At 70.4% G+C, this 15,354-nt stretch carries 16 protein-coding genes; 5 read left to right on the top strand and 11 right to left on the bottom strand.

The genetic code is table 11. The features are described from left to right. Positions 1-217: 217 nt before the first annotated feature. Positions 218-943 carry a GAF and ANTAR domain-containing protein gene (locus ACFUPX_RS22110; RefSeq protein ID WP_383325057.1) on the top strand — a complete coding sequence of 242 codons (726 nt, stop codon included), beginning with the start codon at positions 218-220 and terminating at the stop codon, positions 941-943. A gap of 78 nt (positions 944-1,021) precedes the next feature. On the opposite strand, the gene ACFUPX_RS22105 is transcribed toward ACFUPX_RS22110, so the two are convergent. From ACFUPX_RS22105 to ACFUPX_RS22065, 9 genes are all read right to left on the bottom strand, one after another. Continuing rightward, the gene (locus ACFUPX_RS22105) at positions 1,022-1,657 is read right to left on the bottom strand and encodes a bifunctional 4-hydroxy-2-oxoglutarate aldolase/2-dehydro-3-deoxy-phosphogluconate aldolase (RefSeq protein WP_383325055.1); all 636 of its coding nucleotides are present in this window, start codon (positions 1,655-1,657) and stop codon (positions 1,022-1,024) included. Next, a complete protein-coding gene (locus ACFUPX_RS22100; RefSeq protein ID WP_383325052.1) occupies positions 1,654-1,917 on the bottom strand; it encodes an HPr family phosphocarrier protein in 264 nt (87 codons plus the stop codon). The genes ACFUPX_RS22105 and ACFUPX_RS22100 overlap by 4 nt, the downstream gene beginning before the upstream one ends. After that, positions 1,914-3,068 (bottom strand): DgaE family pyridoxal phosphate-dependent ammonia lyase, encoded by a 1,155-nt coding sequence (locus ACFUPX_RS22095; RefSeq protein WP_383325049.1) that lies wholly within the window; start codon positions 3,066-3,068, stop codon positions 1,914-1,916. Before ACFUPX_RS22095 ends, ACFUPX_RS22100 begins: the two co-directional genes overlap by 4 nt. Positions 3,069-3,120: 52 nt before the next feature. Continuing rightward, positions 3,121-3,882 carry a DUF4310 family protein gene (locus ACFUPX_RS22090; RefSeq protein ID WP_383325046.1) on the bottom strand — a complete coding sequence of 254 codons (762 nt, stop codon included), beginning with the start codon at positions 3,880-3,882 and terminating at the stop codon, positions 3,121-3,123. Positions 3,883-3,895: 13 nt separating this feature from the next. Then, positions 3,896-4,684 (bottom strand): DUF4311 domain-containing protein, encoded by a 789-nt coding sequence (locus ACFUPX_RS22085; RefSeq protein ID WP_383325043.1) that lies wholly within the window; start codon positions 4,682-4,684, stop codon positions 3,896-3,898. A 4-nt stretch (positions 4,685-4,688) separates the two neighbouring features. Next, positions 4,689-5,024, bottom strand: a complete 336-nt coding sequence (locus ACFUPX_RS22080; protein WP_383325040.1) for a DUF4312 family protein — start codon at positions 5,022-5,024, stop codon at positions 4,689-4,691. Continuing rightward, positions 5,021-5,386: an SFCGS family glycine-rich protein gene (locus ACFUPX_RS22075; protein WP_383325037.1), complete on the bottom strand. Its 366-nt coding sequence runs from the start codon at positions 5,384-5,386 to the stop codon at positions 5,021-5,023. The genes ACFUPX_RS22080 and ACFUPX_RS22075 overlap by 4 nt, the downstream gene beginning before the upstream one ends. A gap of 40 nt (positions 5,387-5,426) precedes the next feature. Continuing rightward, positions 5,427-5,822: a hypothetical protein gene (locus ACFUPX_RS22070; RefSeq protein ID WP_383325035.1), complete on the bottom strand. Its 396-nt coding sequence runs from the start codon at positions 5,820-5,822 to the stop codon at positions 5,427-5,429. A 79-nt stretch (positions 5,823-5,901) separates the two neighbouring features. Then, positions 5,902-7,062 (bottom strand): amidohydrolase/deacetylase family metallohydrolase, encoded by a 1,161-nt coding sequence (locus ACFUPX_RS22065; protein ID WP_383325032.1) that lies wholly within the window; start codon positions 7,060-7,062, stop codon positions 5,902-5,904. A 167-nt stretch (positions 7,063-7,229) separates the two neighbouring features. On the opposite strand from ACFUPX_RS22065, the gene ACFUPX_RS22060 reads away from it, so the two are divergent. Together ACFUPX_RS22060 and ACFUPX_RS22055 are read left to right on the top strand one after the other, a co-directional pair. Continuing rightward, positions 7,230-7,976, top strand: coding sequence for an IclR family transcriptional regulator (locus ACFUPX_RS22060; RefSeq protein WP_383325029.1), 747 nt, complete (start codon positions 7,230-7,232; stop codon positions 7,974-7,976). 138 nt (positions 7,977-8,114) lie between these two features. After that, a complete protein-coding gene (locus tag ACFUPX_RS22055) occupies positions 8,115-8,834 on the top strand; it encodes a DUF998 domain-containing protein (protein ID WP_383325026.1) in 720 nt (239 codons plus the stop codon). 61 nt (positions 8,835-8,895) lie between these two features. On the opposite strand, the gene ACFUPX_RS22050 is transcribed toward ACFUPX_RS22055, so the two are convergent. Then, the gene (locus tag ACFUPX_RS22050; RefSeq protein WP_383325023.1) at positions 8,896-9,642 is read right to left on the bottom strand and encodes a class I SAM-dependent methyltransferase; all 747 of its coding nucleotides are present in this window, start codon (positions 9,640-9,642) and stop codon (positions 8,896-8,898) included. A gap of 333 nt (positions 9,643-9,975) precedes the next feature. Between ACFUPX_RS22050 and ACFUPX_RS22045 the strand changes: the two genes are divergently transcribed. Then, positions 9,976-12,447 carry an RICIN domain-containing protein gene (locus tag ACFUPX_RS22045; RefSeq protein ID WP_383325020.1) on the top strand — a complete coding sequence of 824 codons (2,472 nt, stop codon included), beginning with the start codon at positions 9,976-9,978 and terminating at the stop codon, positions 12,445-12,447. 181 nt (positions 12,448-12,628) lie between these two features. Further along, positions 12,629-13,897, top strand: a complete 1,269-nt coding sequence (locus ACFUPX_RS22040) for a cytochrome P450 (protein ID WP_383325017.1) — start codon at positions 12,629-12,631, stop codon at positions 13,895-13,897. 1 nt (position 13,898) lies between these two features. Here ACFUPX_RS22040 and ACFUPX_RS22035 read toward each other — a convergent pair whose 3' ends face one another. Then, a complete protein-coding gene (locus ACFUPX_RS22035) occupies positions 13,899-15,254 on the bottom strand; it encodes a phosphatase PAP2 family protein (protein ID WP_383325014.1) in 1,356 nt (451 codons plus the stop codon). Positions 15,255-15,354: the final 100 nt, after the last annotated feature.

The following is a 15,354-nucleotide window of genomic DNA, read 5'->3' as shown; positions in this document are numbered from 1 at the left end:
AGCCTGACGCGGGCGGTACGCCCTGCCTCCACCCTCCTCCGCCGCCAGGCGTGTCAGAACGGACGCGCCCGGCGCATTTCCCCTACGCCAGGAGGCTCGCGCGGGCCGGGGCCGTGCCTGCCCGTCGTCGCGCCGCCCAGCAGGAGGCCGGTTTGCCCCGTGGGCGGTGGGGCACCCGGCCGACTCGAGAGTGCGATTACGGAGGCAGGTGAGGCAGATGGTGGATCACGTCGCCGTGGAGCGCTCGGTGCACGAAGCAGCCGACGGCGATCCGGCCAGGCTTCCGCAGCGGTTGTGCGAGGTCCTGCGGGACACCGTGTCCATGGACGCGGCGACCCTCTCGCTGTTCACGGACACACCGCACCGCCAGCTGTTGTGCGCGACCAGCGAGGCCGGTCTGCGCCTGGAGAAGCTGCAGTTCGGCCTGGGAGAGGGTCCGTGTGTCACGGCCGCGCAGACGGGGGCAGAGGTGATCGTCAACGATCTGCGCCAGGACTTGTCGAGCTGGCCGCTCTTCGGGCCGTGCGCCCAGGAACAGCTCGCCGACGTCGGCACGATCTACGCCTTCCCCCTTCGAGTCGACGCCCGGCGCACGCTCGGCGCGGTCGATCTGCTGTGCCATCAGCCGCTCGCCCTGGACCCGGACATCATCGAGAAGGGCGCCATCGCCGCCCGCGCCGCGAGCTTCGCCCTGCTGAGCGCCTATCAGGCGACGATGGACTGGGGCGGGCTGCCGCCGTGGGAACCGGAGGACATCCTGGATTCCTACTGGGGCCCGACCCATGCCGCCGTGGGTCTGCTCGTCGGGGAGCTGGACATCACCGACGAGGAGGCTCTGGCCCGCATGCGCGCTCGCGCCTTCGGTTCAGGCCGCTCACTGCCGGACATCGCGCACGAGGTCATCGTCGACCCTTCGCGCTGGGCGGACGACCTCGAGCGCTGACGTCCGGTCGGTGCTCGGCGGTCCGGTCGGTGCGTCGCGCGTACGGACTGCACCGGCCGGCTTCACCCTCGGGCTCCCTCAGACGAGCTGCGCCCGCAGCCGTCGTACGTTCGCTTCCACATCCCCTCTGGTCAGATCGCTGCCGATGCTCACCGTGAACGCCCCCGCGGCCAGCCACTCGCCCGCGTTGTCGAGCGTGACGCCGCCGGTCGCCATGACGCGGGCACCCGGCAGGACGGACATCACCGACTTCAGATAGGCGATGCCGCCGACGTGCGCGGGGAAGAGCTTGGCGACCCCTCGCCCGGCGGCGACACGCAGCTCGCTGGGGGTGAGACCGCCCTCCACCAGGAGCCGGTCCGCCGCGTCAGCGACCGGCCGGACCTCCGGCACCTGGCACGGGCTGACGAGGAAGTGGGCCCCCGCCTCCAGGGCCCGCTGTGCGATCTCGGGCGAGGTGACGGTGCCCAGTCCGACGGTCGCCTCCGGCGCCTCCCGGGACCAGGTCTCCACCAGCTTCTCCCAGCCGGGCGTGGTGGCGGTGAACTCGAAGGTGGTGATGCCGCACGCGAGGAGCGTGCGCGCCAGCCGGTCCGCTGCGTCGGCGTCCGCGGCCCGCACGGTCGGGGTGATGCGGGCCAGCCGCAGACGCTCGATGGTGCGGGTGACGGCCGGGCTCAGAGAGGTCGCATCGGGCGACGGGGCGCCGCTCATGCGGGGGCCGCTATGCGGGCGAGGGCGTCGAGGGTGGATTCGGCGTCGGCGCCGCGTGCACGCAGCACGATGGCGTCGCCGCAGCGGATGTTGAGGGTCATGAGCGAGAGCACGCTGCGGGCGGGTACCTCGCGACCGTCCTCACGGGCGACGGTGACCTCGGCCGTGCTGCGGGCGGCGGCCTGGGCGAAGGCCGCGGCCGGGCGGGCGTGCAGCCCGGCTTCCTCGGTGACGACCAGGCGGCGTTCGGCGACGGTCACAGGTCTCCTCCCTCGAGTCCCGCAGGACCCTTATCACTCTCAAGTCGCTGGTGCCCCTTGGAGCCTTCGAGGAGCGTGGTCAGGTGGCCCACCAATTGCTCCTCCTCGTCGGGGTTCAAGGGGCGCGGGTCGACGTACAGGCGGCCGGTGGAGGCGTGGTGGTCGCGCAAGTAGACCCCGGCCGCGGCCAGTTCGTCGGCCAGTTGCGCTGCGTCGCGGCCCGCGCTCTCCGGGTCCACGGCGAGTTCCGTGCGGTGGATGTCCCGGCCGGCCTCGTCGCTGACCACCCGTGTCGTGATCCCGGGCAGAGCGGCCAGGCGCGCGGCCAGCTTTTCCATGCGGTCGTGGTGCCCGCCGGGGGAGTCCGCACCGTAATCGCGCAGGGCGCGGACGAGGCCGAAGAGGGTCTCCTTGCCGACCTTCATCGGGCGGGCGATGCCCGCGTACTGCGCGCGGCAGGCCTCCATGTGGCGGGCGCTGCCGCAGATCATTCCGGAGGTGGGCCCGCCGACGGCCTTGCCGCCGCTGTAGACGACGAGGTCGGCGCCGGTGGTCGGCCAGTGCCGCAGGTCCTCCTCGGCGGCCGCGTCGACGATGACGGGGATGCCGTGCTCCCGGCCGACGTCGATGGTCTGCGCGAGGGAGACCATGCCCTTCTGTACGGCGTGGTGCGACTGGACGTACAACAGGGCCGCCGTACGGGGGCCGATGGCGCCGGAGAGATGTTCCTTGGTGACCTTGTTCGCCGAGCCGACCTCGACGGGACGGCCGCCGCCGAGCGCGATCAACTGCCGTATGGGGGCGCCGAAGTGGACCGAGTGGCCGCGCGGCAGGATCACCTCGCACGGTGCGTCACCCGGGTCGGGCAGGGCCTCGATGCGGGAGAGGTCCGTGCCCGCGACGAGCGCCGCCACCGCGATGGCCACGCCGGACGCGGCGCCGGTGGTGGGGCAGCCGTCCTCGGTGCCGGTGACCCGGGCGATCTCACGCCCGGTGGCGGCGAGCAGGTCGGCCATGACGACGTGGTGGCGGGCGCCTTCGCTCATCGCCGTGATGACGGCTTCGCTGAGCACGCTGCCGCCGAGCGCGGTCATCTTGCCGCTGGCGTTGATCGCGGGAGGTACGCCCAGGTCCTGGTGGAGAGTGTGCACACTGATTCCTTGAACGGTGGTGGCAGGAGGGCCGGTTCGGGAGGGAACGCGGTCACTTGCCGGGGATGGGGAAGAAGAACCCGGCGGCCATCGCGCCGATGATGGCGCCGCCCGTGAGGGGTTTCTGCCACTTGTAGAAGAGCGCGGCGCCGATGGTGGAGCCGAGTCCGACGGGCAGGGACGCGGTGGCGGCGGAGATGATGACGAGCGGGCCCAGATAGCGTCCTGCGGAGTTGCCCGCGCCCATCATCACGTCGGCGCCGAACGTGGAGGTGCCGCCCGTGGAGTTCACGGTCGCGCGGCGGATGGCCAGGATGGCGCAGCCGATCAGGGCGCCGAGCAGCGCGCCGACGGGGACCGCGAGCCAGAAGTGTTCGAGTGGCGCGGTGAACCCGGCGGACAGCAGCATCGCGGGGATGCCGATGCCGACACCGGTCTGGAGGGAACCGCCGATGTCGAGGATGCCGACCATGGGGCCCTCGATGATCCGGGCGAACAGGAAGCCCGCGCCGAAGGCTGCCGCGGCGCTGTAACTGCCGCCCTCCATACCGGCCTTGAGCATGGATACGACGGCGACTTCGTTGAAGACACCCGTGTGGTAGACGTAATAGAGGTGTGTGCCGGTGAAGATCCCGGCGGCCAGGCAGGCGACGAAGACGGGGAAGGCCCACTCGGAGAGCCAGAAGCTGCCTTCTCCCGGCACCTTGGTCAGGAACCCGGGCCTCTCCTGCTTCGTGACGGAGCCGGATCCGTCGGCGGAGTCGGAGCCGTGCGCGGGCATGTCGCCCGCGGCGGCGGTCGATGTGTCGGTCATGTCGCTGCCTGCCTCACTGGGGCTTGGTGCCGGTCGCGTCGTGGAACTGCAGGAGCCAGTGCGGGACGTCGACCTTCAGCTGCTGGAGCAGGGTGAGGTCGGCGCCGCGCAGGACGGTGCTGGCGGCGAACAGGACGATGACCGCCCCCGCGAGGGACTTGGTGACCTTGGTCCAGCCCAGGTCGTCGACCCCCTTGCCGATGACGATGCCGAGCACGATGCCCGGGACCGCGTTGCCCATCACCAGGTGACCGAGCCCGCCAAGGACGGTGCCCCAGGCTCCGGTGCGGCGGCCCGCGTCGACGGCGGCCATCCAGAAGATGATGGGCATCACCGGGTTGATCAGCCATTCCGAGGCCGGTCCGAGGACCTTGGCCGCGACGTCCTGGAGGGAGTGCGGGATCGAGGCCGCCGTCGTGTTGAGCAGCGCGATCAGGACCATGCCGACGACGGTGCCGGTGAGGGCCATCCGCCGGGGGTTGTGCAGGGTCTGGTCGAGGTTGCGGTTCTTGGTCATCGCGACCGCGGCCGTCCAGTGCGGCACGATGCGGTGGTCGACGTCTCCGGTCAGCGCGCCGGTGCCGACGGTGCTCGACCAGGCGTTGAAGAGGAAGCCCAGGCCGAAGGAGAAATGCGCGACGGGGTCGTTCTGGCAGGCGTTCAGCTCACCCAACGTGCGGAAGGCGCCCATGCCCTGGACCTTGGGCGCGTGGAACATCCGGGCCACGCCCGCGCTCGCGCCGAAGCCGATGAGGCCGCCGATGACGAGGGACTGCAGCAGGACGATGAGGGTCTCGTTCATGGGGTCACCTCATGTGCAGGGCGTGCTGGAGCGGCGAGAGCCGCTCCTCGCGCACCGTGAAGTCGACGGCATCCAGGTCGAGCGAGGCCACCTGCACCTCGACGCGCAGGGTGATCTCGAAGCGTTGGCGGGTGCGTGGGAAGAGCAGTCCCAAGAACCGCTCGGTCCAACGGTGTTCGGCGGCCGAGAGCACTTCGAGCTCCAGCGGCTCCACGCGGAAGCAGACCCCGTCCGTGCGCTTGCCGACCGCCGACTGGACCTGGCCGATGGCGGTGGCGAAGGCCTTCTCGCGGGTAGGCCCAGAGCCGGTCAGGCGGAGGGTGTGGCGGGATTGCTTCATGCCGTCCTCCCCAGCTTCTTCAGGAGGGCCTCGGTGACCTTGAAGCCCAGTTCCTCGCTGTCGAGGAAGCCGAAGCCGAGGACGGTGCGGCCCTGTTCGACGGCGGTCACACCGGCCTGCGCCGACCGCATGCCGAACTCGATGTCGTGCCCGTACTTGGCCTTGGCGGTCACGGCCCCCGCGCCGCCGCTGCCGCAGAACGAGATGCCGAGGTCGGCGCTCTCGGCGGCCATCACGTCGCCCACCTTCATGTCGGCTCCGGGGCCGGGTATGACGACGGGTTCGCCGCCCGCCGCGCGTACTCCGTCGGCGACCGCGTTGCCCTTGCCGAGCCGGTGTCCGATCACGATCTTCACTGTCATGGCGGTGCTCCCTGGTGTGTCGGTCATGCTGGGATGTCGGTCATGCCTGCTGGTCGGTGTGGTCCTGGAGCTGCGCCGCCGTCTCGAAGTGCAGGGCGAGCAGCAGCACTTCGGTGTCGCGCGCGGCGAAGTCCCGCGGGGCGCAGTAGCTGTCGATGAGGTGGCGTACGGCCGCCATGCGCCCGGGGGCCACCTCGGCGGCGAGCTGGGGGTCGAGTGCTTCCAGGTGTTCGGCGGTGCGGACCCTGCGTACGAACGCCAGGGCGTGCACGGCCAGGGCGAGCGCGCGGATGTCGTCGAAGACGATGCCGCTCGACTGCGCGTAGAGGTGGGTGAGCGGCAGGAACGCTTCCAGTTCGACCCGGTCGGTGCCGGTGACGGGATGCTCCGTGTCGCGCACCGTCTCCGCGAGGCGCTCGATCAGGGGGGTGCTCACTTCATGGGCCTCTCGGTGGTTCCTGTCGGTGGTGCGGGCAAAGGCGGGCCCGGTCGATGAGCCGTCCGGCGCGAGTGGTTCACGCGGACACGCTCCCCACTGGATGGATGCGGCCCGCGCGGACGGCCGCGACCGGTTCCAGGTGGGTGTAGCCGGTCCGCGTGGCGCCCTCGGCGTCGGTGAGCGTCACCGGCCCCTGCTCCTGCCGCAACAAGGTCAGGTCGGCCGCGGAACCTGGACGCAAGGTGCCCAACTCCCCTTCCAGACCCAGTACGTCGGCGACGTGCAGGGTGGCGCAGCGAATCACCTGATGCGGCGTCATGCCCAGGGCGATCAGTTTGTTCAGGGTGGTGGCCAGCGAGTGCACCGGCCGCTCGATGCTGCGCGCGTGCAGATCCGTGCTGATCGTGTTCGGGGTGAATCCGGCGGCCAGCGCCCGTTCCGCGGTGGCGAAACACAGGCTCGCGCTGCCGTGCCCGATGTCGAGACGGACACCGCGTGCGACGGCCGCACGCGCCTGCCGCTCGCTTCCGAACAAGCCGCCGGGCTTGCCGTGGAAGGCGTGCGTGACGACATCACCCGCGCCGAGCAGGTCCAGCACGTCGCCCAGCACCGGAGGCTCGTTGCCCACATGGACCATGACCGGCCGGCCCACCCGGTCGGCGACCCGCTTGGCGGCCCGCAGCGGGGCGAGCCCGCTGTCTCCCAGGACCGACGCACTCATCCGGACCTTGATCCCGCGGATCTGATCCGGGTGGTCGCGCAGCGCCTTCTCGGTGGCCGCCTCGTCCACGTCGCCGGGGCCGTGCGAGAGCTCCCGAGGCCCGTGGACCAGGCCGTGGCGGGAGATGTTCAGCCAGCTCAGGACCCGGGTGGCGGCAGGCCGGACAACGTTGTCCGTGAAGTCGGACCAGTCGTCGCTGCCGCAGCTGCCCGCGTCGACCACAGTGGTGACGCCCTGCTCCAGACCGATGGTGTCGGCGGGCGCGCCGAGGTAGGTGCGGGGAGCGTAGACGTGTGTATGCAGGTCGATCAGGCCCGGAGCGACGAGCAGGCCGCAGGCGTCGAGGCGTTCCTCGCCGAGGAGCGTGCCAGGGGCCGCGATCTCGACGATGCGACCGTCGCGTACGGCGATGTCTCCCGGCTCGGGGGTCTCGCGCAGCGGATCGGACAGGAGCCCGCCCGACACCACGAGATCGAATCGTTGTCGGTGCGGGGCAGTTGCCCCGTGTACAGCCATGGACGGCCGCCTTTCCCGAGCGTGAGATAGGTGCATGGAGCGTCCGGCACGCGGGGCGACCCAGGGGTGCGTCGCGGCCGGAGGACAGACGAGCGTTCCGTAGAGTAGATTGGCGTTCCGCTGTACGGACCGGTTGGCAACATAGCCCGCGTGTTCTCGGAGGGTCAATGGATCGCAGCAAGCCCGTTAATTCCGTCGCCAAGGCGCTGCGGGTCCTGCACGCACTGGCCCGCCCGGACGGGCCGCACCGCCTCGGTGAGATCGCCGAACACTCGGGAGTGCCCAAGGCAAGCACCCACCGGGTCCTGGCCATCCTGATCGAGGAGGGGTACGCGGCGGCGGACGGCGAGGGCCGCTACGGCAGCGGAAATCAACTCCGGGCCCTGTCGGCCCTGGTGCTAGCCGACGACGCCGTCGGCATCGACGCGGTCCTGCGCGCCCTCCAGCAACGCCTGCGCCAGACCGTCCACTTGGCCGTGCTCAGCGGCGACTACGCCACGTACACGCACAAGGTCGACCCCGGCCACGCCTATCGCATCGCCAGCGACGTCGGGACCCCGCTGCCGCTGCACACCACGGCCGCGGGCAAGGCGCTGCTCGCGCACCTGCCGCCGGGCGAGGCGGCCGACATCCTCGACCGCACCGGGCTGCCCGCCCGTACGCCCCGCACCCACACCGACCGCGCGGCCCTCACCGAAGAGCTGGCCCGCATCCGGGCCGACGGCTACGCCACGGACTACGAGGAGTCGGACGACTCCATCTGCGCGGTCGCCGCCCCGGTGCTCGACGCCGATGGAACCCCCGTCGGCGCGGTCTCGGTCTCCGCCCTCACCTTCCTCGTCACGGAGGAACAACTCAGCGGCTTCGCACCGGCCGTAAAGCAAGCGGCACAGGATGTCTCCCGCAGGCTCTGAACGCCTTTCAAGGACCCGGGACATGACGCTCGGCCGGGGGATTTCCCCACCCTGGTCCGGTGGTTCGTCGGAGTGCTGGGGGAGAGCGCTTCATGATCCGCTGTACGCATGGAACTTGAGCGAACAACAGGTGTGAAGTTGACGGCCCGAATCGGGTATGCGGCATGGATCATGGGTGTCGTGCAGTTCTTCGTCATCCATGTCATCGCCGAGTCGGCCTGGGCGAAGCCGTACAGCTGGGCGCGGTACAACATCAGCGACCTGGGCAATGCCCACTGCGCCTTGCAGGCGGAGCCGGAGACCCGGTACGTGTGCTCTCCCGAACACGGTCTGATGAACGGGGCGTTCGTCGCCCTGGGGGCTCTGCTCGTCGTGGGCGTGGTCCTGACCGGTGCCGACCAGTGGCGCAGAGGCGCGGCAGCGATCACGGCCCGGACGCTGCTGGCAGCGGGAGGGGTGGGATTCGTCCTCGCGGGGCTGGCCCCTGCGGACGTGAACGAGAACCAGCACGTCCTGGGCGCCCTGCTCATCATGGCACTGGGCAACATCGGTCTCTGCCTGGCGGGACCCGGCTCCTCGGCCGGTGTTCCCCGCCCGCTGCGCTGGGCGACCAGCCTGATGGGTGCCACCGCGCTCGTGGCCTTTGGGCTCTTCCTCTCCGGCCACTACCTCGGGCTCGGCATGGGAGGCATGGAAAGGGTTGCCGCGTTCCCGCTCCTGGCATGGGCGCTGGCGGCCGGCGTTCTCGGTCTGATCCGCCCCGCACCACGGAAGCAGGACGCGACGCCTGCCGGGCCCCGGCGGCGCCAGGCCGCTGCCGCCCGGTCCACCGGTGAGACGGCGCCCACCCACTCCTGACGCAGGTGCCGCCCCGGCCCGGCGGACGGCGGCTGGCGGCGGCCCGGTGTCCGGCAGGTCGTCAGGCGCGGCAGCGCAGCATCACCAGCGGCGGGTTGGCGTGGAAGTCCGCCCAGTGGTCCGCACCGAACTCGCGCACGCCGGCCTCCGACACCGTCAGCGGCACCCAGGCCAGGTCGCTGAATCCGGCCGCCGCCAGGCACTTCTCGTAGACCTCTCGGCGCGGCAGGTTGGCGATGAAGGAGACCGGCGCCGGGTCGAGCAGCGCCGTGGTCCTCACCTGCGGCCCCGTCTCGACCTTCTCGCCGGTGAGCTCGCTGCGGAAGCCGTACTTGTCGGGGCCCGGCCCGTCGAAGCGGAAGTCGGGCGACTGGTTGAGCGCGAACAGCTCGCCGCCCGGCTTCATGTTCCGGTGGATGTTGCGGCACATGCGTTCCGTGGTGGCGACGTCCGGCGCGTAGTTGAGCAGCTGGACGGCCAGCGTGATGTCGAAGCGCGTGCCGAGCGGCCGCAGTTCGGCCACGTCACCGACCTCGTAGCGCACACCCAGCTGATCACGCTGCTCCAACTGCCGTGCCACAGAGACCATCTCGCCCGAGATGTCGACGCCGAGAACATCGGTGGCGCCGCGCCGCCTGAACTCCCGGCTGTAGAAGCCGGTGCCGGAGGCCAGGTCGAGGACCGACCTGCCGCGCACGTCCCCGACCATCGCCAGGAAGCTCGGCACTACGGAGTACTGCTCCAACGGCAGGGCCTTGAACCCCTCGTACGCCTCACCGATCTCGTCGTACTGCTGCTGCGTGCTCATGGTGCCGTCCTCCGTCGGTTTGGCGTTGGACGCGGCCCCCGTTGCCAGGGCGTGCGTGCCGCGACCCTGACTGGCAGTCTCTACGGGTCCCGGCACACCTCCGTACTGGCAGAAGCCACGAAGATCCGGGCACCGTCCCGGCTCAGCACACAAGGCCGCGGCAGCAGCACGAGGTCGCGACAGCGGCACAAGGCCTCATCCGTCCCTGTCTCATCCGTCCCTCTGGCCCTCTGGACAACGCCGTCACTCGGTGCTGAGATGCCAACTGCCCCTCTGCTCAACGTCTTTGAGATCTCGCACATCGCGGATTTCCAACGTTGTAAAGCACCCTGCATGGCCGCCACCAGCGAAAACGGAAACGACGGGACGGTACTCATGACGCAGCTCGACCGGCGCCACTTCCTTCTGCGCTCCGGCGCGATCACCCTCGGCGCGACCGGCGGCGTGGCAGCCGTCACCGCACCCGCCGCGCAGGCGGCGACCCCGGCGCGCGGCGGTCTGTACGGCCCGAACGCCGCGCCCCTGGCCCCCACCGCGTTCCAGAAGCTCCCGGTGGGCAGCGTCACCGCGCGTGGCTGGCTGCGCGGACAGCTCGACCTCCTGCTCGGCGGACTGTTCGGGCGGTACGCGGAGATCTCGCACTTCCTCGCGTTCGACGACTCGGGCTGGGTGCACCCGGACAAGCAGGGGTGGGAGGAAGTGACGTACTGGCTGCGCGGATACGTCGACCTCGCCGCCCTCACCCAGGACCGCACCGCCCTGGCGGAGAGCCGCCGGTGGATCGACGCGATCATCGCCACCCAGGAAGCGGACGGGTTCTTCGGTCCCAGAAGGCTGCGCACCCAGCTGAACGGCGGCCCGGACTTCTGGCCCTATCTGCCGCTCCTCCAGGCGCTGCGCTCGCACGAGGAGTTCACCGGGGACAAGCGGATCGTGCCGTTCCTGCTGCGCTTCATGCGCTTCATGAACGCGCAGGGACCGGGTGCCTTCGATTCCAGCTGGGTCTCCAAGCGATGGGGCGACGGGCTCGACGTCGCCTTCTGGGTCTACAACCGCACCCAGGAGAGTTTCCTGCTCGAACTCGCCGACAAGATGCACACCCACGGCGTGGACTGGGCCGGCGGCGTCGCCGACTGGCACAACGTCAATGTGGCGCAGGGCTTCCGTGAGCCCGCCCAGTACGCGCTGCGTTCCGGCAAGGCGGCCCACACGCGGGCGACGTACCGCAACTACGCGACCGCGATCGGGACGTACGGGCAGTTCCCCGGCGGCGGCTTCGCGGGCGACGAGAACGCGCGCCCCGGTTTCGGCGACCCCCGTCAGGGCTTCGAGACCTGCGGCACCGTCGAGTTCATGGCCAGTCACGAACTCCTCACCCGCATCACGGGCGACCCGGTCTGGGCCGACCTGTGCGAAGAGCTCGCCTTCAACATGCTGCCCGCGGCGACCGACCCGGCCGGAACCGGCATCCACTACGTCACCAGCGCCAACAGCGTCGACCTCGACAACACCCGCAAGACGCAAGGCCAGTTCCAGAACGGCTTCGCGATGCAGGCCTTCCAGCCCGGCGTCGACCAGTACCGCTGCTGCCCGCACAACTACGGCATGGGCTGGCCGTACTTCACCGAGGAGCTGTGGCTCGCGACCCCGGACCGCGGCCTGGCGGCGGCGATGTACGCCCCGTGCCGGGTCACGGCGAAGGTCGCCAACGGCACCCTGGTCACGATCACCGAGGACACCGACTACCCCTTCAAGGAAACGGTCACCCTCACCCTGACCCTGGACAAGCCGACCCGCTTCCCGCTCCGGCTGCGCATACCCGGCTGGTGCGACAATCCCCAACTCACCGTCAACGGGAGCCGATTGCGGGCCCCGGACGGACCGTCCTTCGCCGAGGTCGAGCGGACCTGGCGCGACGGCGACCGGGTCACCTTGCGGCTGCCGCAGAGCACTGCCGTCCGCACCTGGAAGAACGGCGCGGTCAGCGTCGACCGCGGCCCCCTGACGTACTCCCTGCGCATCGGCGAGTCTTACGAGCGGTACGCGGGCACGGACGCCTTCCCGCACCAGGCGGTGCACGCGACCACCCCGTGGAACTACGCGCTCGCCCCCGACCCCAAGGACGATCTCTCCTTCACCGCCGACCCCGGACCGCTGACCGGCGACCCGTTCACGCACGAAGGCGTCCCGGTACGCATCCGCGCCCGCGCCCGGCGCCTGGAGGAATGGGTCGCGGACGACGAGCACGTGGTGGCCCCTCTCCAGCGGGGCCCGGCCCGTGCCACCGGCGCGCAGGAGGACGTGACGCTCATCCCGATGGGCGCGGCACGACTGCGCGTCACCGCGTTCCCCACGGCTGCCCCCGATGGCCGCACCTGGACGCCCGAGCCGCCCTACCGGCGGATCGAGAACCGGCACAGCGGCAAGGTCCTCGCGGTAGACGGCATGTCCCTGGACGACGGCGGGCGCGTGGTCCAGTTCGACAACTCCGGTACGGGCGACCACGCGTGGCAGCTCATCGACCGGGGCGAGGGCCGGTACACGCTGCGCAACGGGTACAGCGGCAAGGTGCTCGGCATCGAAGGAGCGTCGACGGCCGATTCCGCCAGGTCGGTTCAGTTCACCGACAGCGGGGCCGAGCATCTGCGCTGGGAGAAGGTGGACAAGGGGGAGGGCTGGTTCCTGCTCCGCAACCGGCACAGCGGCAAGGTCCTCGGGGTGGACGGCATGTCGACGGCCAACAGTGCGCAGGTCGTGCAGTTCGAGGACAACGGCACGGCGGACCACCTGTGGCGGCTGACCTGACACCGATCCATGCCGCCGGGCCCTGCCCGGCGGCTCCGCCGGCGGCCGTCGTACGGCCAACACCTGGGCTCTCGGGGGGCTTTCGCTTCTCCGGCAACCATGCTCATCTGTCCTGGGGCCTCGGCCCGTACGGCTGCCGCCCGGCCCCCGACCGCTTGCTCTCTACCGCCGCGTTCGCCTGATGCGTACGTCGGAAAGGACATTTACCGTGACGCCCTCGCCCACCCCGCCGATCGTCCTCGACCCCACCGGCGCCGACCCGCACGAGGAGCACCGGAGACTCCGGGCCCACGGGTCGGCGGTCCTGGTCGACGTCCTCGGCGTGCAGGCCTGGTCGGTCAGCGACCCCGTGCTCCTCAAGGAGTTGCTGACCAGCGCGAAGGTCTCCAAGGACGCCCGTGCCCACTGGCCGGGCTTCGGTGAGGCGGTACAGGTGTGGCCGCTGGCGCTGTGGGTCGCGGTCGAGAACATGTTCACCGCCTACGGAGCCGATCACAGCCGCCTGCGCCGCATGGTCGCGCCCACGTTCAGCCACCGCCGCATCGCCGCGCTGACCGAGGCCGTCGAGGAGATCGTCACCACTCTCCTCGACGCCATGGACGCCCTGCCCGCCGGTGAGACCGTCGACCTGCGTGACCACCTCGCCTACCCGCTGCCGATCGCGGTCGTCGGTCATCTCATGGGCGTCCCCGCCGAGCAGCGGGCCGACTTCCGCAGAATGGTCGACGGGGTCTTCGACACCACGTTGACCGCCGATCAGTCGGCGGCCAACACCGCCGAGGTCTACAAGGCGCTCGACTTTCTCATCGCCACCAAGCGCACCGATCCGGGCGACGACATGACGTCCCTCCTCATCGCCGCACGCGACGACGAGGGCGACGGGACGGCGCTGTCGGAAAGCGAGCTGCGCGACACGCTGCTGCTGATGATCTCCGCCGGATACGAGACCACCGTCAACGTCATCGACCAGGCGGTCACCCAGCTGCTCACCCACCCCGAGCAGCTCGCCGCCCTGCGCTCCGGTCAGAGGCAGTGGAACGACGCCGTCGAGGAGACCCTGCGCTTCGAGCCCGCAGTCAAGCATCTGCCCATGCGCTTCGCCGTCGCCGACATCGAACTCCCTGACGGCCGGATCATCGGCAAGGGCGAGGCGATCCTCGCCTCATATGCCGCGGCCAACCGCCACCCCGACTGGCACGGCGAGAGCGCGGACGACTTCGACATCGCACGCACCAAGAAGGATCACCTTGCCTTCGGCTTCGGGGTCCACTTCTGCCTCGGCGCGCCCCTGGCCCGCATCGAGGTCGTCACCGCCCTGCGCATGCTCTTCGACCGGTTCCCGCAGATCGAACTCGGCGTGCCTGCCTCCGAGCTGAAGAGGCTCGGCTCGCTGATCAGCAACGGCCACCAGGCCCTGCCGGTGCGCCTGCGCCCGGCGGCCACGGCGTGACTCAGACCGGTTCGGGTTGTGGTTCCGCTCGCAGCGCCGGTGCGGGCTTCGGCTCCCACAGCCTGGTGGTCCGTACGTAGCCGTAGATCACCGAGGCCATCGCCAGCAGGAGGAGAGGGCCGGACACCTCAGGGTGCTCGGCCATCTCCATCGGCAGGTAGCGGTACGACACCAGGAGCGCGGCGAAGACCGTCGTGCCGTAGGCGACCAGCTGGATGCCCTGCCGTTCCCAGCCGTGGTCGAACGAGCGCAGCGCGGCTTCGACCGTGAGCGCGAACACCACACCGGCGATGAGGTCCACGCCGTAGTGGTAGCCGAACCCCAGGGTCGCGCTGAGCGTGGCGACCAGCCAGAACGTGCCTGCGTAGCGCAGCAGCCGTGGCCCCTTGCGGGAGTGGATGAAGATCGCGGTGGCCCATGCCGTGTGCAGGCTGGGCACGCAGTTGCGCGGGGTGATCCCGTCGTACGGGACCGGGTGCGGGAGGCTGAGCGGCGGTGGCGTGTGCGGCCACAGGTTGGCCACCGCCCACTGCACGCCGCCGGTGCCCGAGGTGCCCGGGCCGTAGGCGAAGATCGGCCCGACGACCGGGAAGATCATGTAGATGGCGGGCCCGAGGAGGCCGATCACCAGGAAGGTGCGCACCAGGTGGTGGCGGGGGAAGCGGCGCTCGGCCGCCACGTTGCGCAGCTGGTACAGGGCGACGGCGATCGCGGCCACCGCGAGCTGTGCGTAGACCAGGTCGAGAACATGGGTGGTGACCGGGCCGGTGGCCTTGAGCATCCGGCCCGCCAGCCATGACGGGTTGCCCAGCGCGTGATCGGCGATCGCCACGTACGGGTCGAGGACGGTCGGTCGGGTCTTCGCCGTGATGAGCAGCCAGGTGTCACCGGTCTTGCGTCCGGCCACGAGCAGCAGGCCCAGGCCGACGCCCTTCAGGAGCAGGACACGCTCCTGGCCGGTGCGGCGGGTGATCGCGATGACGGCGCAGCCCAGCATCGTCCACAGCGCGCCATTTCCGAAGAACTGGCCTTCGGGCACCTCGGCGTCGGCCGCCCACCGCACGAGCACGAAGACGACGTCGATGCCGATCGCGGCACCGGCAGCGATGAACCGCTGCCGCCAGGTGAGGACCACCATCATCAACGCCAGGCCGCCGTACAGCGGACCTGGCTTGGGCGGGAACAGCACCTCTCGCGCCTGGTTGGTGATCGGCCCCGGTACGCCGCCGTAGTGGCGCGCGGCGATCTCCAGCGCGACGAGGAATCCGAGGGCCACCACGCATGCCGTGGCCCACAGGATCGTGCGTGGCTGACGCCATGCGGTGAACTCGATCTTGCGGCTTATTCGTGAAAACACCCGCGAAGCTGTAGGTATCAATTCTTCGACCGATTTGGTAGGTAATATTGTCGGGGCCCCTGCTGCGAGGTCGATCATGCCATTGGAGCGAGGCCGAGGT

Origin of the sequence: Streptomyces sp. NPDC057302 (assembly GCF_042667685.1) — a bacterium.
In the GTDB taxonomy this organism is placed as follows: domain Bacteria; phylum Actinomycetota; class Actinomycetes; order Streptomycetales; family Streptomycetaceae; genus Streptomyces.
Note: the sequence above shows the minus strand (reverse complement) of the source record. Positions and strands in the feature narration are given on the sequence as shown.